This window comes from Pseudomonas sp. SG-MS2, assembly GCF_009933855.1.
Lineage (GTDB): Bacteria > Pseudomonadota > Gammaproteobacteria > Pseudomonadales > Pseudomonadaceae > Aquipseudomonas > Aquipseudomonas putida_E.
The window spans coordinates 1-19,666 of the sequence record NZ_MOMO01000237.1 but is presented as its reverse complement, the minus strand read 5'-3'; the positions used below and the strand labels follow the sequence as shown (position 1 = coordinate 19,666).

Sequence of the window (19,666 nt, the reverse complement as noted above, 5' to 3'; positions counted from 1 at the left end):
TCACCCATCAGGCCAGCACCGTGTCAGACGGCACCAGCCGCGCCGTTGATCGTCGGCAAGCCGGCCGTCAACGCGGTCGGTGACGGCTAGTGGATACTCGACGCCAGCTCGAAGATCGGCATGTACATCAGAATGACGATCACCCCGATCAGCAACCCGATGAAGGTCATCAGCAGCGGTTCAAACAGCTTCACGAACCACTCTACCCAGCGCCCTATTTCCTGGTCATGAAAGTCTGCGCAGCGTTCAAGCATCTCGCCCAGGTTCCCCGATTGCTCACCCGCTCGCAGCAGGCGTAGCGACACTGGCGTGACCAACTGCCCGGCTTCCAGCGCTTGCGACAACGGCAGGCCTTCACCCACCCCGCGACTGGCCTGCTCCAGGCCTTGTGCCGCAGCGCTTCCCAGCAGCCCGCGGGCCATGCCCATGGCCGTCAGGATGGGTATGCCGCCTTGCAGCAGAATGCCCAGCGAGCGATAGAAACGCGCCAGCTCATACATCATCAGGCGCTGATGCAAGGCTGGCATTCGCCGTATCTGGCGCGACACCCAACGCCGCAGAACGGGGTTGCGCCGCAGCAGCACCAAGGCGCCGATGCCGCCTGCCGTTGCCAGGGCCAGGGGCAACTGCTGAGCATGCAGGAACAGGCCGATCTGCATCAGCATGCGCGAAAGCCAGGGCAGTTCGCTGCCCATGCCCTCGAACACCAGGCTGAAGCGTGGCACTACGTAGCCGAGCAGGAACAGCACGACGCCACCGCCCACCAGTAGCAGTAGCAGCGGGTAGACCGAAGCCCCCACCAGTTTTTGCCGGACCAGATCCAAGCGCTGCCGGTATCCGATATAGCGGTGCAGGGCGTCGCCAAGCGCCCCGGTACGCTCGCTGGACTGCACCAGGGCCACGTATAGCGGCGGGAATATCCGCGGCTGCTGGGCCAGGGCCTGGGACAGCGAGCGGCCTTCGTACAACTGGCCAACCAGCGCCGCCAGCACTTTACGGGTTGCCGCGGTCGGGGCTTTTTCCGCAAGGCTTTCCAGGGCATCGATCAAGGGTAGGCCGGCATGCAGCAGCGTGGTCAGTTCCTGACTGAAGAGCAACAGGTCAAAGGCAACCTGGCGTCGCCAGGGCACACCGACCAGAGTGCCGCCTTGGCTGCGTACGCTGACGACACGCAGGCCCTGGTCTTCCACTTTGCGCCGAGCCTGTTCGGCATCCTCGGCATCGATGTGCAATTGAACCACGCCCTCTCTACCCAGGGCCTTGAGGCTGTAGCGCATGGCCTTGCTCCTCATTGCCAACTGGTAATTTCGGCGTTTTCACCATCGCCACCGGGCTGGCCGTCCTTGCCCATGGACAGCAAGTCGTACTCGCCGCCGTTTTCACCTGGCTGGCGGTAGATGTAGGCACGGCCCCACGGGTCTTGTGGAATTGCTTTCTGCAGGTAAGGGCCTGACCAGCGGGCTTCGCCACTGGGGGCGGCTACCAGTGCCTGCAAGCCCTGCTCACTGTTGGGGTAGTGGCCGACTTCCAGGCGATAAAGGTCCAAGGCCTTGCCCAGCCCTTCGATCTGCGCCCGTGCCACCTTGGCCTCGGAACGGCCCAGCTGGCTGAAGTACTTGGGGGCGACGATACCGGCCAACAAGCCGAGCACCACCAGGACCACCAGAAGTTCGAGCAGGGTGAAGCCACATTGGCGATTGGGTTTGCGCTGCATGGTGAAGCCCTCCTGCATGGGGACATGCCTTTCAGGTTTTCATCTGCCATGCAACAGCCGTGCACGTCTGCCTCGGGGCCTTGCGCCATGCGCCATGGCAAGCGGCACAGTGCTTGCGTCGTAGCAGAAAAGCCCGGGTTTTCCGGGGTATTTCCCCCATATCGGGGGGCACGGCGGGGAGGCGACCGACATGCGTGGAATTATCCTGGGACTGATCTGGCTGGCTGGGGCTACCGCCCAGGCTGATGTGTACATTGCCATCGATGACAAGGGCGGTTACGTGCTGACCAACGTCCACCGGCCCGGGCGCAACTATGAACGGGTCATTCGCGAACCGGTTGCGCAGGCTGGCCCGGCCAATGCGCAATTGATCACCGGGCGGCCCTACGCCGACCTGGTGGCAGCAGCGGCGCGCATGCACAACGTGCCGCAGGCATTGCTGCATGCGCTGATCAAGGCAGAATCGGGGTACAACCCAAAGGCCCGCTCGGCCGCCGGGGCGCTTGGGCTGATGCAACTGATGCCGGGTACGGCGAAGGAGATGGGTGTTGAGGATGTGCTTGATCCGGAGGACAACGTGCAGGGCGGGGCTCGCTACCTCAAACGCATGCTGAACCTGTTCGACAACGACATCACCCTGGCCGTGGCCGCCTACAATGCCGGCCCGGATGCTGTGCGCCGACGTGGCGCGGTGCCGCCCTTCGCCGAAACCCGACGGTATGTGCCCAATGTGCTGCGCGAATACCGCAAGTTACAGGGGCTGGCAGCGGACTCGCCGTTGTGATGGGCACCTGATGGCAGGCAGCCTTGCATCGGCCTTGCGAAAATCAATGCCATGGGTTCCCCAACTCTGGGCTATAACCTTTCAAAGGTGCTCAGCAGTGGTAGCCGCCATGGACATCACCTCCCGTTCCGACCCACTCGAGTCACCCGCCAGCCCTGACGCTGGCACGTCGCGCAAGCCGTTCAACCTCCTGCGTTGGTACGCCTGGGTCAGCCTGGCCATCATCCTGTCGGTGGCCGCCGGCCTGGGGTTGATATCCAGCCGTTTCATCATCGACGAAAGCGTCGAGCGTGACGCGCTGCTTACCGCGCAGTTCATCACCTCGATCGCCGACGCTGAAGTACGACATGTGGCGATCCCCAATGTGCGCACCATGGGCGAACTGCTGGACCCGCGTACGGACCTTGATCCTTTGCCAGGCGTTGACCCTGTGGCGCGGCGCAAGGCCCGCGGCGAATTCCTTGACCACATCGCGCACTTGCCAGACATGCTGCTGGCCAACATCTATGCCCCGGACCGCACAGTGATCTGGTCGAGCAATCCGGCGCTGACGGGCAAGCTGATTCAGGGCGATGACGACCTGGATCGGGCGTTCGAGCACAAAATGCGGGTCTCGGCCAGTTACCACGGCTTCGAAGAGGCCCGCTCCGAGCAGAAGTTCGTGACGCCACCTGAGCAGTTGTTCATCGAGAACTACATTCCGCTGTTCGACGCAGATGGCGAACACGTCGTAGCGATGGTGGAGATATACAAGGAACCCCATGACCTGATCGTGCGCATCGAACATGGCCTGGTCCTCATCTGGCTGGCCACCACGGTGGGTGCCGGGGTGGTCTACATCGGCCTGTACGGCATCATGCGCCGCGCCGCCCGGGTGATGGCGGTGCAACAGAAGCGGCTGATCAGTAATGAAACCTACGTGGCCCTTGGCGAGGTGTCCTCGGCCGTGGCGCACAGCTTGCGCAATCCGTTGGCCAGTATCCGCTCCAGCGCCGAACTGGCTCAGGTGTACGACGAAGGGCCGGCGCAGCGCAATATCAACGAGATCATCAGCCAGGTCGACCGCATGTCGCAGTGGATCCGCCAGTTGCTGCAGTCGCTGCGGCCACTGGATGACAAGACGATACCGGTCGACCTTCCCCAAGTCCTGCAGGACAGCTTGCAGACCTTTGCCATAGCGCTGGCACGCAGTGGCGTGACCCTGGACCTGAAGCCGCTTCCGGCACTGCAGGTGATGGGACAGCCGGAATTGCTCGGGCAGATTTTCAACAGCCTGATCGCCAACGCTCTGGAGTCGATGGAGCAGGGTGGGCGGCTGCGTGTCGAGGTGGTGAAGCAGGACAGGCGCAGCGTCACCCTGCGCCTGACCGACACCGGAAAAGGCATGAATGAACAGCAGCAGCGCATGGCGTTCAAGCCCTTCTTCACAACCAAACAAGGTGGGCTGGGGGTGGGGTTGGTATTGGTCAGACGGATCATGGAGCGTTTCGGTGGGTCGGTTCGGTTGAGTAGCCGCGAAGGCCTTGGCACTCAGGTTTCGCTCAACTTTCGGCTTGCGCGACCTTCGTAGAAATCTAGAAGTAGACGCTAAGATATTGTTCTAAAAGAACATTTTATTATTGGGTACAAATTCCCCAAAACTGGGGGATCTATTCTAGATTAAGGATTAGATTCTGTTTCTAACCGATTGATTAACTTAAAATTAGTTTCGAAATAAATCCATGGCTGACTTTTTGCAGGAAGACATAGGCGATAAGTGGCGGCTGCGGCCGGCGTGGCTAAGTGCTATCAGTTAGCTACGCACGGCAATGCGTGACAGCCTTCTGAACGGAATCCTTGCGCGGGAACCTCGCGATGCAGACGCTGGAAACCGATGTTCCCGACAAGCTCCTCGCCCAGCCCGGCAGTGGTCTGGCTACGCCCCTTCGCGAATTCAATTTGCTGCGCTGGTTTTCCGTGATCAGCTTGCTGATCATCACGTCGGTGGCAGGTGGTCTGGGCTATGTATCGACCCGCTTCGTGGTCCGCGACAGCGTGGAGCGAGACGCCATGCTCACCGCCCAATTCATCCAGGCCATGGCCCAGGCCGAAGTGCGCCATTCGCAATTGCCACCTGGCACCACCATGGGTGAGCTGCTCGATCCGCGCCTGGACCAGCAGCATCTGCAGGTGAGCCCGCAGCTGGCCATGGCGACCCGGGTCGAGTTCCTCGATCATGTCGAGCATCTTCCGGACACGCTGCTGGCCAATGTCTATGCCCGTGACCGCACCATCGTCTGGTCCACCAACCCCGATCTGGTTGGCAAGCGCATCGAGGCCGACGGCGACCTGGATCACGCCTTCCGCTCGCGCAAGGCGGTGTCCGCCAGCTACCACAAGGTCGAAGAGCACCGCGAGGAACAGAAGTTCGAGCGTGAGCCCAATTACCTGTTCATCGAAAACTACATTCCCCTGTTCGACAGCCAAGGTGAGCAGGTGCTGTCTATGGTCGAGATTTACAAAGAGCCACAGGACCTCATTCGACGCATTCAGCGCGGTTATGTGCTGATCTGGGCCTCGACCCTGGTGGGCGGGGCGCTGATCTACTTCGGCCTGTTCTGGATCGTGCGTCGCGCAGCGTCGATGCTGCATCAGCAACAGGATCGGCTGGTGGCGAGTGAAACCTATGTTGCCCTTGGCGAGATGTCCTCGGCGGTGGCCCACAGCCTGCGCAACCCATTGGCCAATATCCGCTCCAGCGCAGAGCTGGCACAGGAAATCGCCAACCCGCAGGCCCAGCAGAACATTGTCGACATCATCAGCCAGGTGGACCGCATGTCACGCTGGGTGCGCGAACTGCTGGTGTCACTGCGCCCGACCAGCGATATGCCCGAGGCTGTGGACCTGGTAGCCGCCATCAAGGATACCCGCCTGGCGTTTGCCCAGCAGATCGAGCGTAACGGCATCCGCTTTTCCTTCGACGGGCCCCAGACGCAGTGGGTAGCCAGCCAGCCTCTGCAGTTGACGCAGATCCTCAACAGCCTGTTTTCCAATGCCATCGAAGCCATGCCAATGGGTGGCGAGTTGCGTGCCATGGTCTGCATACAGGAAGGTCAGCGCGCTGCATTGCTGCTAAGTGACACAGGCAAGGGCATGACCAGGCAGCAGCAACGCATGGTCTTCAAACCGTTTTTCACCACCAAGCAGGGCGGCCTCGGTGTAGGCCTGGCGCTGGTTCAGCGCATCATGGAACGTTTTGGCGGCTCGGTCAGCCTGAGCAGCCGTGAAGAGGAAGGAACCCGCGTCAGCCTCACTTTCAATATCGCAGCGGGAGGGGAACATGGAGCACAGCATCCTGGTAGTCGAGGATGATGAAATCCTTGCCAACAACATTCGCACCTATTTGAACCTGAAGGGCTTTGAGGTGACGGTGTGTAACAGTGCGGAGCTTGCCCTTGAGCAGATCAAGCGGTTCCAGCCCGACGCGGTACTCACCGACAACTCGCTGCCCGGCATGAATGGGCATGACCTGCTGCGCACGCTGGTGGCGCAGATGCCGGAGCTCAAGGTAATCATGATGACCGGCTACGGTAACGTAGAGGATGCCGTACAAGCGATGAAAGAGGGGGCTTTCCATTACCTGACCAAGCCCGTGGTGCTGGCCGAGCTCAAACTGACACTGGAAAAGGCTTTGGCCACCGAGCGGATGGAGCGCACGCTGTCGTTCTACCAGGAGCGCGAGGCGCAGAAGTCCGGGCTGCAGGCGCTGATTGGCGACTCGCCGGTGATGCTCACCCTCAAGCACACGCTGCGCCAGGTGCTCGATGCTGAACGCCGCATGGCCAATGACGACCTGCCGCCGGTGCTGGTCGAAGGCGAGACGGGTACCGGCAAGGAACTGGTTGCGCGTGCCCTCCATTTCGATGGTTCGCGCAGCAAAGGCCCGTTCATCGAGTTCAACTGCGCCTCGATCCCGGCCAACCTGCTGGAGGCTGAGTTGTTTGGCCATGAGAAGGGGGCATTCACCGACGCCAAGGAACGTCGCGTGGGGCTGGTGGAGGCCGCGGACGGCGGCACACTGTTCCTCGATGAGATCGGCGAAATGGACCTGGTGCTACAGGCCAAGCTGCTGAAACTGCTGGAGGATCGCAGTATCCGCCGCATAGGTGCGGTCAAGGAGCGCAAGGTTGACCTGCGGGTGATCAGCGCCACCAACTGCAATCTCGAACAGATGGTGCAGCAGGGCAAGTTTCGCCGGGACCTGTTCTTCCGGCTGCGCATCATCGCGCTGAAGGTACCGCGCTTGCACGCCCGCGGCCAGGACATCCTGCTGTTGGCGCGGCACTTCCTGGCCCATCACGGGCGTCGGTACGGTAAACCGAACCTGCGCTTCAGTACCGAGGCACAGAACTTGATGCTCAATTACAGCTGGCCTGGCAACGTGCGCGAGTTGCGCAACATGCTGGAACAGACGGTGTTGCTGGCACCTAATGAAGTGGTGCAGGCGCACCAGTTGAATCTGTGCCTGACCCTGGTCGATGAACCCCTCACGCAGCCGATGGCCACGGTGTACGAAATGCCGCGGCATGAGCCTGAGCCTGGGACCAGTTTGCCGGACATGGAACGGGATTTGGTGTGCAGGACGCTGGACCGTACTGATTGGAACGTGACCAAGTCGGCGCGGATGCTGGGGCTATCGCGCGATATGCTACGTTACAAGATAGAAAAGCTGGGGCTGACACGGCCTGAAAAGCGCCAGTGGTGAGGGGTTCGAAGCGGCGTTCCTGCGTTGCCAATTGCGCCCTCTTCACGGGGCAAGCCCGGGAAGAGGGCGGTACCGCTCAGCGCTGACCGCCGTCCGATCCGTTACCACCTTGGCCACCCGTGCCCTCCGACCCGCTGCCTTCCATCCCAGGCAAATCGCGATTGTCATTCTGCCTGGCGGGCGGGCTTTCTGGGTCGCTGCCCTGTATTCGCGGGTCGGTATCCCGTGGCATGGGCTCCTCGATCGGGTTGAGGGTGCTGTCCGCGCCAGGCTGGGGCGCCGGGTTGTGCGGATCATCCGGATGGGTCGGCCCGGTGCCGACCGCCAGGGCCAGGGGGGAGGCGAACAGGGCAGCGAGTAACAGGCTTGTGCGTATCATGGGCAGGCTCCTTTGCGAAGGTAGGGCACGTACTTGCGTTGGGCCCTACTCAAAACGCCAAGGTGCCATTACCCCGATAAGCGGTCACACCACCGTTGACAGCATCATGATGAAGATGATGCCGACCACCGACAGGATGGTCTCCATCATGCTCCAGGTCTTGAAGGTCTCGGCCACGGTCATGTTGAAGTACTGTTTGACCAGCCAGAAGCCGGCGTCGTTGACATGGGACAGAATGAGCGAGCCGGCGCCGGTGGCCAGCACCAGCAGCTCACGGTTGACGCCGGGCACCAGGTCGATCACCGGGGCAACGATGCCTGCGCCGGTAATGGTGGCGACCGTCGCCGACCCCGTGGCGATGCGGATGACCGCAGCTACAAGCCAGGCCAGCATGATCGGTGAAATTTCTGCCTGTACCGCCATCTGGCCGATCACATTGCCGACCCCGGTATCGACCAGCATCTGCTTGAAACCGCCGCCTGCACCGACGATCAGCACGATGGCAGCCGTCGGCGCCAGGCTCTGGTCGAGCATCTTCATGATCTGCTGGCGGTTGAAGCCGCGCGCCGAGCCGAAGGTGTAGAAGGCCAGCAGCAGGGCAGCGAGCAGGGCGGTAATCGGGTGGCCGATCAGGTCCATCCACTGGCGCACGATGTGCTCGGCCGGTAGCACGACGTCAGCGAACGTCTTGAGCAACATCAGCACAACCGGCAGCAGCACGGTGACCAGGGTGACGGTAAAACTCGGCAGGTTACCCTGATCGGACTCCTTGGCGATCTGGTCCATCAGTTCCTGTGACGGATTACCCGGGATATAGCGGGAAATGAAGTTACCGTACAGCGGGCCGGCGATTATTGCAGTGGGCAGTGCCACCAGCAGGCCATAGAAGATGGTCTTGCCGATGTCGGCGTTGAAAATGCCGATCGCCAGCAGTGGGCCCGGATGCGGAGGCACCAGGCCGTGCACCACCGAAAGGCCCGCCAGCAGGGGGATACCGATCTTGATCAGCGATACACCCGAGCGCCTGGCGACGATGAACACCAGCGGAATCAGCAGTACGAAGCCGATTTCGAAGAACAGCGGGATGCCGACCAGGAACGCGGCAAACATCATGGCCCAATGCACGTTCTTCTTGCCGAAGGCGCGAATGAGGGTTTGCGCGATCTGGTCGGCGCCACCGGAGTCGGCCATCAGCTTGCCGAGCATGGTCCCTAGGGCGAGGACGATCCCGACAAAGCCCAGTACCCCACCGAAACCATCCTGGAATGACTTCATGACCTTGGCCACCGGCATACCGGAAGTCAGGCCGAGGAAACCGGCGGCGATGGTCAGGGCGACGAAGGGGTGGACTTTGAAATGGGTGATCAGCAGGATCAGCCCGATGATGGTCACCAGGGCGTCGAGCAGCAGGAAGGTATCTGTAGCCAGTCCGAACATGGTTTTAAGGCCTCGGTCTTATCGTTGTTTTTTGGCGTTGCTTGAAATTGAACTATCGGCGCTTTCAGGCGTCGGGACAGCGCTGTCTTTGGTGAGCCGGAAAAACCGCCAGGTTCATGCGGTCCGCGCCAGGTTCCGCTCACCGCAGGGCTTTAGCCAGGCGTCTACCGTCTCGGCCAGCGTGTCTATCGGCTGCGTGGCATCAAGGGGCAGGGTCAGAGGCTCGCCATGCGGGGGCTCGAGGGCGGCGAACTGACTGTCGATCAGGCTCGCCGGCATGAAATGCCCAGGGCGGGCGAGGACGCGCTTCTCGGCTTCGGCAGGGGTGAGTTCGAGAAACACGAATGCCAGCTCCGGCATGGCCTGGCGCAAGGTATCGCGGTAACGGCGCTTGAGTGCGGAGCAGGTGAGGATCGGGCGTTCGCCCGCCTGCACCGTGGCTTGCAACTCTTGGCCCAGGCGCACCAGCCAACCGGCTCGGTCGTCGTCGTTCAACGGCGTGCCCGCGCTCATCTTGCGGATATTTTCGGCAGGGTGAAACGCGTCGCCTTCGATCAGGCGGCCGCCGCTTCTGGCGGCTATGGCAGCGCCGATGCAGCTTTTGCCGCAACCGGCCACGCCCATCACCACGATGGCGGACAGGGGAGAATTCATCAGTACCTCCTGCGGGGTGAGATAGCGCTGTCTCGTCGCTGACGAAACGCGAACTCCCCGGTGTTGTTGATCTTGTCGTTACGCAGTATGGACGCTCGGTAGAAGGCGCGTAGTGGCCACCACCAAAGATTACATTGCTTGCGTCCTGAGACAGCGCTACCTTAGTGGCCGTTCCCCTCCCTTGGCAAGTAGTAAAATTACAACACTCATGTCCCGCTCAGGCTCCCGCACTACCGGTCGACCCACCCTGGCAGAAGTGGCCAGGCTCTCCGGGGTTTCCCCGATTACCGCTTCCCGCGCCTTGCGCGGTGTCAGCACCGTGGCTCCGGCACTGGTGGAAAAGGTGGTGGCCGCGGCAGCGAGCCTTGGCTATATCGCCAACCCCGCTGCCCGGGCGCTGGCTTCTGCACGCAGCCAGTCGGTGGTTGTGCTGATTCCGTCGTTGTCCAACCAGCTGTTCATCGACACTCTGGAGGCCATCCACGAAGTGATGCGCCCCCGCGGGCTCGAGGTGCTGATCGGTAACTATCACTACGATATCGACGAAGAAGAGAATCTGATCCGCAATTACCTGGCGTACCAACCGTGCGGCATATTGCTCACCGGTTTCGAGCGTAGTGAGGCTTCTCGGCAGATGCTGGTGGCCAGCGGCGTGCCCTGCGTCCACATGATGGAGCTGGGTGGCACGCCTGGCATGTTGTCGGTAGGGTTTTCCCAGCAGCAGGCTGGTCGGGCTGCTGCCAGGCACCTGCTCGAGCGAGGCCGGCGGCGCCTGGCGTTCATCGCCGCGCAACTTGACCCACGGGTGATGCAGCGTGCCGAAGGGTTCCGCCAGGCGCTGGCTGAAGCCGGCATGCACGCTACCGAACTGGAGGTCCTGTCGCCGCAACCCTCGTCCATTGCACTGGGCAGTGAACTGTTCAGCCAACTGTTGGCGCAGGCACCGGATGTGGATGGCATTTTTTTCTGCAACGACGACCTTGCCCAAGGTGCTGTGCTGCAGGCCTTGCGCCAAGGTATCGAAGTTCCAGGGAGAGTAGCCATGGTCGGGTTCAATGACCTGCCGGCTTCGGCGCATATGGTCCCCCGTCTGACCTCCATTCGCACACCGCGTGCCGCCGTTGGTCGGGGCGCGGCACAGGCGCTGCTGGCGTTGCTCGATGGCAAGCGAGTGGCTACCGAGCAGCAGGATCTGGGGTTTGAGCTGATGGTGCGAGAAAGTTCCTGAGCCCGCACGCATGGGGCGGGAATGGGCCGCACGAATACACTAATCACTAAGTGATAGCAGTTTGCTTGCACGCTGTCGGCGCCGATCTATGCTCAGAAAACCCTGCGCATAAAGGACCCCGGCGCCATGTTCGATTTCCATCGCAAGTCAGATTTGCTCGAGATTCAGCGCGCTCGCCAGGCTCTGGCAGAAACCCAGGCAAAACTCGCGGCGATCAGCCGCTCAATGGCGATGATCGAGTTTGGCCCTGACGGCACCATTCTCGATGCCAATGCGCAGTTCTGCCTGGCAATGGGCTACAGCGTCGATGAGCTGCGGGGCAAACACCACCGATTGTTCTGCGACCCTGACTACAGCAAAAGTGCCGAATATCAGCAGTTGTGGCGCGAGTTGGGCGAGGGCAAGCCAATCAGCGGCACGTTCGAGCGTATCGACAAGGCCGGCCGTGAAGTCTGGCTGGAGGCCAGCTACATGCCGGTGCTCGATGAGCGTCAGCAGGTCATCAGTGTGATCAAGGTGGCTTCCGATATCAGTCAGCGGATCAAGGATGAACACGAGAGCGAAAGCCTGCTCAAGGCCATCGGTCGTTCCATGGCGGTGGTCGAGTTCACGCCGCAGGGGCGTGTGATAAAGGCTAACGAGAATTTCCTGACTACCATGGGCTATCGCCTGGAAGAGGTAGTGGGCCGCCACCACGGCTTGTTTTGTCTGGCCCATGAGCGGGAGTCGTCTGCATACCGCGATTTCTGGGCTTCGCTGAACCGTGGCGAGTATCACTCCCATCGTTTCGAACGGGTCAACAAGCAAGGCCAGACGGTATACCTCGAGGCCTCATACAATCCGATCTTCGACAGCAAGGGCCGGCTATACAAGGTGGTCAAGTTCGCCAGCGACATCACCGCGCAGGTCAGTACGCAGCAGAGCGCCGCTGAAGCGGCCCATGCCAGTTCGGTACAGACTGATGCATGCGCACGGAAGGGCACCGAAGTGGTACAGCAAACCGTGCAAGTCATCGAGCAGATTTCCCAAGAGCTCAATGACGCGGCGCGCAGCATCGATGCCGTCAGCAAACAATCGGACGTGATCGGGCAGATTGTCCTGACCATTCGCGGCATCGCCGATCAGACCAACTTGCTGGCCTTGAATGCCGCGATCGAAGCGGCACGTGCTGGTGAACATGGGCGCGGTTTCGCTGTGGTCGCCGACGAGGTGCGCAGCCTGGCCGCACGCACCAGCAAGGCGACCCTGGAGATCGTCGATGTGGTACGGCAGAACCATGATCTTTCGCTCACGGCAGTGGCCAGCATGCAATCGAGCCTGACACGCACGGGGCGAGGTGTTGCCCTGGCTAACGAGGCAGGGACTGTGATCATGGAGATCCAGCAGGGGTCACGCCACGTGGTTGACGCGATCAGCCAGATCAATTCTACGTTGCAATTGCACTGAGGGCGTCGGAGAGTTCGCGCTGCAGGGTCTGCAGGCTGGTTTCCAGTTGCAGGCGCAGGGCGTCGGTGGGCACGCCCCGCGCCTGGGCCTGTTCGATGGCTTCGCAATCCGTGACCACGCCGCGCACCTTGAGCATCTTGGCGCCGCCCTTTATACGGTGGGCGACGGCGCGCACCGCATCGCCGTCCGGTGTACTGCCCAGGCCGCGTAGCGCCGCAAGGTCTTCGCTGGCGCTTTGCGAAAGCTGTTCAAGCAGGCGGCGGACAAGCTGTTCATCGTCCTGGGTCAGGTGGCGCAACTCGTCGAGGTTGAAGCCGCTGGCCTTTGGCTGCGGCGCAATAGGAGTGGCTTGGCTCTGCGGCAAATGGGCTTTGAGGGCGCTGAGGCCGACAGGTTTGAACAGGCAGTCGTCCATGCCACTGGCCAGGCAACGCTCATGTTCTTGGGCCTGGGCGTTGGCGGTGATCCCGATGATCGTACAGGCTGACCTGGCCAATTCATGCTCCTGCAGACGAATGCTGCGGGCCAGTTGGTGGCCGTCCATCACTGGCATGCTGCAGTCGGTGATGACCAGGTCAAACTCTTCAGCCTGCCAGAGGGCCAGCGCCGTTTGGCCATTTTCGGCCAACGTCACTCGATGGCCCAAAGTATTGAGCTGTTTCTCCAGCAACAGCAGGTTGGCCGGGTAATCATCCACCACCAGGATGTTCAGGGGCCCGCTTTCACTACCTTGGCTGGGTACAGCATGCTCGGCAGGCAGCGGGGCTTCGCAGGTCGGCAGCTGCAGCTCGACCGATACCTTGGTGCCTACACCTTCGACGCTCTGCAGGTTAAGAGTGCCGCCCATCAGTTTGGCAAGGGTGCGGCTTATCACCAGACCCAGCCCTGCGCCCTGTCGCGCCCGCGGGCCATCAGCCTGGGCAAAAGCGCTGAAGAGACGAGCCTGGTCTGTCAAACCAATGCCAATACCGGTGTCGCGCACGCTCAGCTGCACTTGCACGCTGTTGCCGGCGGTTGTCAGCTCAAGTGCCAAGGTTGCGTGAACCTCGCCCCGATCGGTGAACTTGATTGCATTGCTCAGCAGGTTGGAGAGGATTTGCTTGATCCTCAGGGCGTCTGCCAACACCCAGACGGGCCCTTCTGGTAGTTCGCAGTGCAGGCGCAGGCCCTTGACTCGTGCATTGCCGTCGAAGACCCGCAGGGTGGTGCGGACCAGTTCGACCAGGTCGGTGGCTTCTGGCTGCAGGCTCATGTGGCCGGATTCGATGCGGGAAATATCGAGGATGTCGCCAATCAGCCCCAACAGGCCAATGGCCGAATCATGCGCGGTCTGCAGGACCTGAGTATCGCAACGGCCCTTACGGCTATCTTCCAGCGCCAGTTCGAGCAGGCCGATCACCGCATTCATGGGCGTGCGGATCTCGTGGCTCATGGTCGCCAAAAAGGTGCTTTTGGTATGGCTGGCCCGTTCAGCATCGTCCTTGGCCTGGCGCAGCTGTTCGAGCAGGCCGCGGCTCAGCGACAATTGTTCCTGCAAGGCGCGCTGCGCCTCGGTACGCTGGTTTATCAGTTTGCGCAGGTAGCTGTTCCAGAACACCACGCCGGCCAGCAACAGCGCAGAAAGCACCAGCACTTGCAATGCCAGTGTGCGGTAGTTGCGCCATGGGCTGTCGCTGACCACGGTGCTGATACGCCAGCGATTGATCAGTTGGTCGAGTTCTTCAGGAGGAATGCTCAACAGGGCTTTGTCGAGAATGGCCTGCAACTGCGGCTGGTCAGGGGCGACGGCGAATGCCGCGGTCGCCGGGTCATCACCGAGCACTGCGGCTATGCGTAGCTGGTCCTTGAAAACATGAGTAATGTAGTACTTCGCGTTGATATGACTGCTGTAGGCGACGTCAGCATTGCCGTTGGCGACTGCTTCCATCAAGCCTAGCGGATTGTTCACTTCTACCACTACCGCCTTGGGGTGCTGGCGTTGCACTTCTGCTCGCAGGGGTGAGCCCCGCAGCAGGGCGATACGTTTGCCCTCCAGCCCCCTGGACTGTGGCGGCCAGGGCGTCTGGCTGCGTGTGACCAGAACCCTCGGGCTGACGAGGTAGGGGCGGGTGTAGCGCAGTTGCGTCTGGCGCTTCGCACCATAACCCAGGGCCCCGATCATCTGCGCCTCGCCGCGTGCCACTTGTTCGATCATGGTCTGCACGGCGTTACGCTCGATGAGCTTGAATGTCAGCCCGGTGCGCAGGGTTATCTGCTTGAGCAGGTCGATGGTAATCCCGCTGGGCTGCTGCTGGGCATCGTTGAAGGTCAGCGGCGCAAGTGCGGCGTCGATCAGTACACTGACAGTAGGATTCTGGTCTATCCACGTCTGTTCTTCTGCGGTAAGTGCTGACAGATGGCGTTCGAGCAACAGGCTGGTGTTGCCACTTGTCCAACGGCGCAGGATGTTCAAACGCTCGCTTTCTGTGATCCTTGCCAAGGCCATGTCGATCAGGCGGCGCAGGCGCGGGTTGTCATTGGCCAGGGCGAAGGAAAAGGTGCCCGCTGGCCCACGGCAGAAATGGTCGATCTTCACCGTACCTTGGTAACTTTTGCCAATAAGAAAATCGGTGCTGATAGCGTCGCCCAGATAGGCGTCCACCTCTCCCATTTCCACCGCTGCCAGCCCTGCCAGCGTTGAGCGATGAAGGCTCAACTGTGCTTTGGGGTAGAGCGAGCGGACCGTTTCGCTCGGCAGGTAGTGATCGACCATGCCCAGGCGCACGTCTGTGAGGTCTGTGTTGTTTTTCAGGGTGCGCCCTTCGCGGGTGACGATGACTGGCAAATCGTCTGCGTAGGGCTGGCTCAGGTTCAGCTGGGCATCGGCCGCTTCGAAACTGTTGGAGCTGCCCAGCAAATCGATTTTGCCGTCGCGCAAGGCTGCAATCGCCGCATGGCGGCTGGGAAAGCGCCTGACCTCTATCGGTATCTCCAGAAGTTCGGATATTAGCCCGGCATAGTCTGCGCTCAGGCCCTCATAGTCGCTCGGGCTGATGTTGATCTCGAACGGGGGATAATCGGGACGCGAGCTGCCCAGCAACAGAACTTTACGCTGCTGCAACCATTGGCGGTCCTGGGCATCGAGTTGCAGTGGCGAAGCGGTGCTGACAGCACGTGCCAACAAGCGCCGCGTTTCGACATCTGCCGGTGCGGCGAGCGCGGAGCCAGCCATGCCAATGGCCAGCAGCAGCGCAACCAGTACGCACTTCATGCCGATCACGCGCCTAATTGACGTTATTGCGTTTGGCCAGATCAACCATTTCTACCAATGATTCAGTCTTGAGCTTGTCCATGATGCGGCCACGGTAGGTGCTGATGGTCTTGGCGCTGAGGTTCATGCAATGGCCTATGTTCTTGTTGTTTTCACCACGGGCTAGACGCCGAAGCACTTCCATCTCCCGATTTGACAGGCTGCCCAGGCGCCCGTGCTCGCTGTCCAGAGTGTTGCTGTTCACCGACATCTGCGGGAAGGTCGAGTACCCCTTGACCAAGGCTTTCATGGCAAAGACGACGGCATCGAGATCTTCATCTTTGGTTACAAATGCGCCTATACCGGCATCCAGGCAACGGCGGACGTACAACTCGGTGGCCTGTCCGGTCAATACCATGATCCTGGGGACCTGTTCGAGTTGCTGCAGGCGCTTGATGACTTCCATGCCGTCGAGGCCAGGAAGCCCGATATCCAGGATCACGACGTCGGGTCGCAGGTTGCGTGCTACCTGCGCCACTTCGCTACCGTTCTCGACTTCCCCCACAACTTTGAAGCGCTCGCGCTCAAGCAGCATGCGCAGCGCGAATCGAACGGTAGAGTGATCGTCAACGATCAGCACGGTTGTCATGAGGCTAACTCCTGTCGGAATGTGGTCCGTTTCCTAAGGCTAATCAGGAATACGTCTGCAAGGTCTTTCTGCAGCGCAGCACGATACGTCCATTCCGGTTCCTTGGTAATGGCGAGTATAGATCTGTTGAGTTAGGGGGACGACTTTGTTGAAAAGTCCTACAAAATCGTCTGGGTACAAGCATCGCCAGGGTATTTTTTCGCCGATGCTTATGGCTGCAAGTTGTTCAAGCACAGCGGGCGTGGGGCTTGAGCACGCGCTCAGTGGCAGGTGGGTTGTTGCTCAAGGCCGTGCCAACCCGGGTGGGGCGTGCGACCAATTGACCTGAGCAGTTGGGGCAGCGGCCATTGAAGTGGGTTTCTGCACAGCTTTTGCAGAATGTGCATTCGAACGAGCAGATCAGCGCGTCAGGGCTGTCGCCCGGCAGATCGCTATTGCAGCATTCGCAATTGGGGCGTAGTTCCAGCATGGGCGCGACTCCGGTCCGCGGGATGGAGCCTGGAGTCTGCTACGGTCTGTATCAGCTTGGCAATGTTCAACTGCCCGGGCGATAAAGGTGCGCATGCCCGGCGCGGTACAGGGCTGACTCGGCGAACGGAGCATCGCCCAGTACGTGCCCGACGAGAATCAGCGCGGTGCGACGAAAACCCTTCGCGGCTGCCTTCTCGACGATATCCTCGAGGGTGCCCCGTGCCCAGTCCTGATCGGGCCAAGTGGCGCGGTGAACAACGGCCACCGGGCAGTCTGCGCCGTAATGGGGGACAAGCTCATCGACGATTCGAGCCAGGTGTTTCACGCCGAGGTGGATCGCCAAGGTGCAACCATGACGCGCCAGGTCGCCCAGTTGCTCGCCTGCTGGCATGGGCGAGCTGTCCCCGTAGCGGGTCAGAATGACCGTCTGCGCCACCTCAGGCAGCGTCAGCTCGCAGCCCAGCAACGCGGCACTGGCAGCGGTAGCGGTTACACCCGGAATGATCTGGTAATCGATACCCAGCTCGCGCAGATGGCGGATCTGCTCGCCGATTGCGCCGTACAAGCTGGGATCGCCACTGTGAACACGGGCGACATCCTGGCCTTTTTCATGGGCCGCGTGCATGGCCTCCACGATTTGCTGCAGGTGCAGTTCCGCGCTGTTTATCACGGTCTCGGCCTGGTGCCCGTCGAGCACTGCCGCGGGCACCAGGGAGCCGGCGTAGATGATCACTGGGCACTGACGGATCAGGCGTTGCCCTTTGACCGTGATCAATTCCGGGTCGCCGGGGCCGGCGCCGATGAAGTAGACCGTCATGGAAAATCCTTGCAGGTGAATGGGTGGGGCAATTATCCGCCGCAGGCAAGGGCCAGGGTAGCGGCGCCGAGCGTTTGCCGCGTCACCACAAGCGCGGCGTTGCCGCGTTCATGATGGGCCATTGCCAGGGCTGCGCTCTCCGCGACGCCCCAGCAACCGCTGTGGGCGAATGCCACCGCAGAGCGGTGGCTCAGTTGTGGCTCGTAAGCCTGTAGTTGCGAGGCGTCGAACACCAGCAGGGGCAGGTTGTGACGTTCGGCGAGTTGTTGCAGGCCAGGTTCGTCGGCTTTCGACGTGATGCTGGCGATGCCGCGCAACGCCGCCAGCGTCAGCCCGTAGCCATGAAGTGCCTGGTGCAGCAGCTCGTCCAGGACCTCAACCGGGCAGCCCCGGCGGCAACCAAAGCCGGCGTAAAGCGCCGGCAGCGGGTGGTGGCTTGCCATCAAGCCTGGCTGGAACGGCGGTACAGCCAGGCGCTGAGCAGGCCCAGAGCCAGCCAGAAGGCAGCGTTGGTTGCCCACGAAGCGATCTTGAACTGTGTTTCCAGGGCTTCTGGGGCCAGGCTTTCATGGACTTCGGGTTGCGGAGCGCCGATCACATGCGGCACTACCAGCAATACTGCCCCAAGGGCTTTGAGCAGCCAATGACGAGCGAACACCAGCAATGCAAGCCCCAGCGCGGTGGCGGCGGCGGTGCCAATCCACCAGTTCTGGCGCTGGCCGAGGTCTGCGGCCGCGGTGCCTGGCAGCTCTGGCGGCAGGCCCAAGGTGGGTGCCAGGCAGAACACGGCGAACCCGGCCAAGCCCCATAATGCGCCGGTGGTGACGCGGTTGGGCTCACGCAGGCTGTACAGCGCGGCAAGGATCAGGGCGAAGCCGACGGCTACGACCAGGTTGCCACCGGTGGTGGCGAGGATGCGCTGCCAGCCGTCCTCCGGTGACCAGGCATCGGCACTGTGTTCGTGCGCCGCAGCATGTTCATGCCCAACGGTTGCCTGGATATCGTGGCTGTGGTGCTCGGTGGAGGGGGCTGTCGATTCATAGGTTTCCGCCTCAAGAATCAGCGGTGCGACCCAGAAGCTTTGCAGCAGGGTCAACAACAAGGCTGCGAGCAGCCCGCTGAACCCGGCGGTGCGGGCAATGCGCTTGATCATGGGGCGGTCTCAGTGGCAAGGGAATGCGGCGCTGTGGCGGGTGTCGTGGGCAGCGTTGTGCACGGCTTCGATGTGTGAGAAGCCGGCAAAGTAGATCAGGCACAGGCCCAACAGGCTGGCAGTAGTGGCGATGACCACGCGCTGGCTGAGGGTGACGGGGGTGGCGATACCGTGTTTGGCGCTGGTGACGGGCATGACGCGTTCCTCTGCTTTGTAGGGCATTGTGCCGATTGAGCAACAGGCAAGCGCGGCAACCCCGGGCTTGAATGGCCCAGGGAAATGCGACAGCGCCCGCCCACCGCGGGGTGTTCATGAACGCCAGGCCGGTCTCCGGGCTTGCGAGGAGGAGCAGGGCTCCTGGTAAAGCGTCACCTTCCCATGCCGTACGACGTGGCACAGTGGTTTAGACGCTTCGCTCGCTTACCGTTGCGGGGGCAGCACCGGGATTGTCCGGCCCTGATCGAGGGCCTGCGACGCACCGGTTTCCCGTTTCACCCCCAGAGGGGGCACCTGAACGCAAGGTGCAAGGAGAGCACGGGGCAGGGTTTGCGTCAATCGTAGGCGTTATCGCGGATCATTGTTTGGTTGCGGTTGTTTTGCTTTTGCTTTTCAGAGCGCGATAGTTCAGACACCGCAGATTGCGACTTCAGGAGGCCGGAGCGAGGGAACCCCGGAGCGAAGCGTAGGGGCCGGATGATGGGACAGGCCCATTGGTTCCTTTTTGCCAAGACAAAAAGGGACCCGCCGTAAGGGCGGAAAGGTGAGTGAGCGCCGCCACGGCAAATAGATATTCACGCTAGCTGAAAGCCAGAAGCCAGAAGCCAGAAGCCAGAAGCCAGAAGCTCATGCGAGGGCTTTGATTCATGCGGGCATATCCATTTGCGGTGGCGGCGCTCACTCACCTTTCCGCCCTTACGGCGGGTCACTTTTTGGCAAACGCCCCAAAAAGTAACCAAAAAAG

General features: G+C 61.3%; 18 protein-coding genes, 1 pseudogene and 1 riboswitch. Of the genes and pseudogenes, 7 read left to right on the top strand and 12 right to left on the bottom strand.

The features are described 5' to 3' along the window. Nucleotides 1–86 precede the first annotated feature (86 nt). Both BLX42_RS21420 and gspG read right to left on the bottom strand, forming a co-directional pair. A complete protein-coding gene (locus BLX42_RS21420) occupies nt 87–1,277 on the bottom strand; it encodes a type II secretion system F family protein (protein ID WP_046786094.1) in 1,191 nt (396 codons plus the stop codon). Nucleotides 1,278–1,288: 11 nt separating this feature from the next. Next, nucleotides 1,289–1,714, bottom strand: coding sequence for a type II secretion system major pseudopilin GspG (gene gspG, locus BLX42_RS21415; protein WP_039603405.1), 426 nt, complete (start codon nt 1,712–1,714; stop codon nt 1,289–1,291). Between the two features lie 190 nt (nt 1,715–1,904). Here gspG and BLX42_RS21410 point away from each other — a divergent pair, with 190 nt between their 5' ends. The 4 genes from BLX42_RS21410 to BLX42_RS21395 all read left to right on the top strand — a co-directional run bounded on the left by BLX42_RS21410 (nt 1,905) and on the right by BLX42_RS21395 (nt 7,242). Further along, nucleotides 1,905–2,498: a lytic transglycosylase domain-containing protein gene (locus tag BLX42_RS21410; protein WP_046786095.1), complete on the top strand. Its 594-nt coding sequence runs from the start codon at nt 1,905–1,907 to the stop codon at nt 2,496–2,498. A gap of 109 nt (nt 2,499–2,607) precedes the next feature. Next, the gene (locus BLX42_RS21405; protein ID WP_161872558.1) at nt 2,608–4,068 is read left to right on the top strand and encodes an ATP-binding protein; all 1,461 of its coding nucleotides are present in this window, start codon (nt 2,608–2,610) and stop codon (nt 4,066–4,068) included. A 284-nt stretch (nt 4,069–4,352) separates the two neighbouring features. Then, nucleotides 4,353–5,849, top strand: coding sequence for a sensor histidine kinase (locus BLX42_RS21400; protein WP_046786096.1), 1,497 nt, complete (start codon nt 4,353–4,355; stop codon nt 5,847–5,849). Continuing rightward, nucleotides 5,818–7,242, top strand: coding sequence for a sigma-54 dependent transcriptional regulator (locus tag BLX42_RS21395; RefSeq protein WP_115274691.1), 1,425 nt, complete (start codon nt 5,818–5,820; stop codon nt 7,240–7,242). The genes BLX42_RS21400 and BLX42_RS21395 overlap by 32 nt, the downstream gene beginning before the upstream one ends. Nucleotides 7,243–7,318: 76 nt before the next feature. On the opposite strand, the gene BLX42_RS21390 is transcribed toward BLX42_RS21395, so the two are convergent. From BLX42_RS21390 to BLX42_RS21380, 3 genes are all read right to left on the bottom strand, one after another. Further along, nucleotides 7,319–7,621, bottom strand: coding sequence for a hypothetical protein (locus BLX42_RS21390; RefSeq protein WP_161872557.1), 303 nt, complete (start codon nt 7,619–7,621; stop codon nt 7,319–7,321). 84 nt (nt 7,622–7,705) lie between these two features. Further along, nucleotides 7,706–9,058 carry a GntP family permease gene (locus BLX42_RS21385; RefSeq protein ID WP_046786099.1) on the bottom strand — a complete coding sequence of 451 codons (1,353 nt, stop codon included), beginning with the start codon at nt 9,056–9,058 and terminating at the stop codon, nt 7,706–7,708. Between the two features lie 114 nt (nt 9,059–9,172). Beyond that, nucleotides 9,173–9,712 (bottom strand): gluconokinase, encoded by a 540-nt coding sequence (locus BLX42_RS21380; protein ID WP_046786100.1) that lies wholly within the window; start codon nt 9,710–9,712, stop codon nt 9,173–9,175. A gap of 208 nt (nt 9,713–9,920) precedes the next feature. Here BLX42_RS21380 and BLX42_RS21375 point away from each other — a divergent pair, with 208 nt between their 5' ends. The 3 genes and pseudogenes from BLX42_RS21375 to BLX42_RS27295 all read left to right on the top strand — a co-directional run bounded on the left by BLX42_RS21375 (nt 9,921) and on the right by BLX42_RS27295 (nt 12,386). Beyond that, the gene (locus tag BLX42_RS21375; protein ID WP_046786101.1) at nt 9,921–10,940 is read left to right on the top strand and encodes a LacI family DNA-binding transcriptional regulator; all 1,020 of its coding nucleotides are present in this window, start codon (nt 9,921–9,923) and stop codon (nt 10,938–10,940) included. Between the two features lie 126 nt (nt 10,941–11,066). Beyond that, nucleotides 11,067–11,849, top strand: a pseudogene (locus tag BLX42_RS27300) (PAS domain-containing protein); the annotation flags it as partial. 78 nt (nt 11,850–11,927) lie between these two features. Continuing rightward, the gene (locus tag BLX42_RS27295; protein WP_256658456.1) at nt 11,928–12,386 is read left to right on the top strand and encodes a methyl-accepting chemotaxis protein; all 459 of its coding nucleotides are present in this window, start codon (nt 11,928–11,930) and stop codon (nt 12,384–12,386) included. Here the strand turns inward: BLX42_RS27295 and BLX42_RS21365 are convergent. The 7 genes from BLX42_RS21365 to BLX42_RS21335 all read right to left on the bottom strand — a co-directional run bounded on the left by BLX42_RS21365 (nt 12,367) and on the right by BLX42_RS21335 (nt 18,900). Then, entirely contained in the window at nt 12,367–15,636 is a 3,270-nt protein-coding gene (locus BLX42_RS21365; RefSeq protein ID WP_161872555.1) for a transporter substrate-binding domain-containing protein, read from the bottom strand. The two genes, BLX42_RS27295 and BLX42_RS21365, sit on opposite strands and share 20 nt — an antisense overlap. A 13-nt stretch (nt 15,637–15,649) precedes the next feature. Beyond that, a complete protein-coding gene (locus BLX42_RS21360; protein ID WP_046786104.1) occupies nt 15,650–16,264 on the bottom strand; it encodes a response regulator transcription factor in 615 nt (204 codons plus the stop codon). A gap of 226 nt (nt 16,265–16,490) precedes the next feature. Continuing rightward, complete coding sequence (locus BLX42_RS21355) at nt 16,491–16,733, bottom strand: DUF1272 domain-containing protein (RefSeq protein WP_046786105.1); 243 nt, start codon at nt 16,731–16,733, stop codon at nt 16,491–16,493. Between the two features lie 66 nt (nt 16,734–16,799). Then, on the bottom strand, nt 16,800–17,552 hold the full coding sequence (cobM, locus tag BLX42_RS21350) for a precorrin-4 C(11)-methyltransferase (protein WP_161872554.1): 753 nt from the start codon (nt 17,550–17,552) through the stop codon (nt 16,800–16,802). A gap of 32 nt (nt 17,553–17,584) precedes the next feature. Beyond that, the gene (locus tag BLX42_RS21345; RefSeq protein ID WP_046786412.1) at nt 17,585–17,977 is read right to left on the bottom strand and encodes a cobalamin biosynthesis protein; all 393 of its coding nucleotides are present in this window, start codon (nt 17,975–17,977) and stop codon (nt 17,585–17,587) included. Nucleotides 17,978–17,994: 17 nt separating this feature from the next. Continuing rightward, nucleotides 17,995–18,705: a CbtA family protein gene (locus BLX42_RS21340; RefSeq protein WP_161872553.1), complete on the bottom strand. Its 711-nt coding sequence runs from the start codon at nt 18,703–18,705 to the stop codon at nt 17,995–17,997. A gap of 9 nt (nt 18,706–18,714) precedes the next feature. Next, nucleotides 18,715–18,900, bottom strand: a complete 186-nt coding sequence (locus tag BLX42_RS21335; RefSeq protein ID WP_039603079.1) for a CbtB-domain containing protein — start codon at nt 18,898–18,900, stop codon at nt 18,715–18,717. 108 nt (nt 18,901–19,008) lie between these two features. Continuing rightward, a riboswitch (cobalamin riboswitch) is annotated at nt 19,009–19,234 on the bottom strand. Nucleotides 19,235–19,666: the final 432 nt, after the last annotated feature.

Coding starts and splice junctions, on each gene's coding strand:
- BLX42_RS21420 (WP_046786094.1), bottom strand. CDS start 1,277: ATGCGCTACAGCCTCAAGGCCCTGGGTAGAGAGGGCGTGGTTCAATTG.
- gspG (WP_039603405.1), bottom strand. CDS start 1,714: ATGCAGCGCAAACCCAATCGCCAATGTGGCTTCACCCTGCTCGAACTT.
- BLX42_RS21410 (WP_046786095.1), top strand. CDS start 1,905: ATGCGTGGAATTATCCTGGGACTGATCTGGCTGGCTGGGGCTACCGCC.
- BLX42_RS21405 (WP_161872558.1), top strand. CDS start 2,608: ATGGACATCACCTCCCGTTCCGACCCACTCGAGTCACCCGCCAGCCCT.
- BLX42_RS21400 (WP_046786096.1), top strand. CDS start 4,353: ATGCAGACGCTGGAAACCGATGTTCCCGACAAGCTCCTCGCCCAGCCC.
- BLX42_RS21395 (WP_115274691.1), top strand. CDS start 5,818: ATGGAGCACAGCATCCTGGTAGTCGAGGATGATGAAATCCTTGCCAAC.
- BLX42_RS21390 (WP_161872557.1), bottom strand. CDS start 7,621: ATGATACGCACAAGCCTGTTACTCGCTGCCCTGTTCGCCTCCCCCCTG.
- BLX42_RS21385 (WP_046786099.1), bottom strand. CDS start 9,058: ATGTTCGGACTGGCTACAGATACCTTCCTGCTGCTCGACGCCCTGGTG.
- BLX42_RS21380 (WP_046786100.1), bottom strand. CDS start 9,712: ATGAATTCTCCCCTGTCCGCCATCGTGGTGATGGGCGTGGCCGGTTGC.
- BLX42_RS21375 (WP_046786101.1), top strand. CDS start 9,921: ATGTCCCGCTCAGGCTCCCGCACTACCGGTCGACCCACCCTGGCAGAA.
- BLX42_RS21365 (WP_161872555.1), bottom strand. CDS start 15,636: ATGAAGTGCGTACTGGTTGCGCTGCTGCTGGCCATTGGCATGGCTGGC.
- BLX42_RS21360 (WP_046786104.1), bottom strand. CDS start 16,264: ATGACAACCGTGCTGATCGTTGACGATCACTCTACCGTTCGATTCGCG.
- BLX42_RS21355 (WP_046786105.1), bottom strand. CDS start 16,733: ATGCTGGAACTACGCCCCAATTGCGAATGCTGCAATAGCGATCTGCCG.
- cobM (WP_161872554.1), bottom strand. CDS start 17,552: ATGACGGTCTACTTCATCGGCGCCGGCCCCGGCGACCCGGAATTGATC.
- BLX42_RS21340 (WP_161872553.1), bottom strand. CDS start 18,705: ATGATCAAGCGCATTGCCCGCACCGCCGGGTTCAGCGGGCTGCTCGCA.
- BLX42_RS21335 (WP_039603079.1), bottom strand. CDS start 18,900: ATGCCCGTCACCAGCGCCAAACACGGTATCGCCACCCCCGTCACCCTC.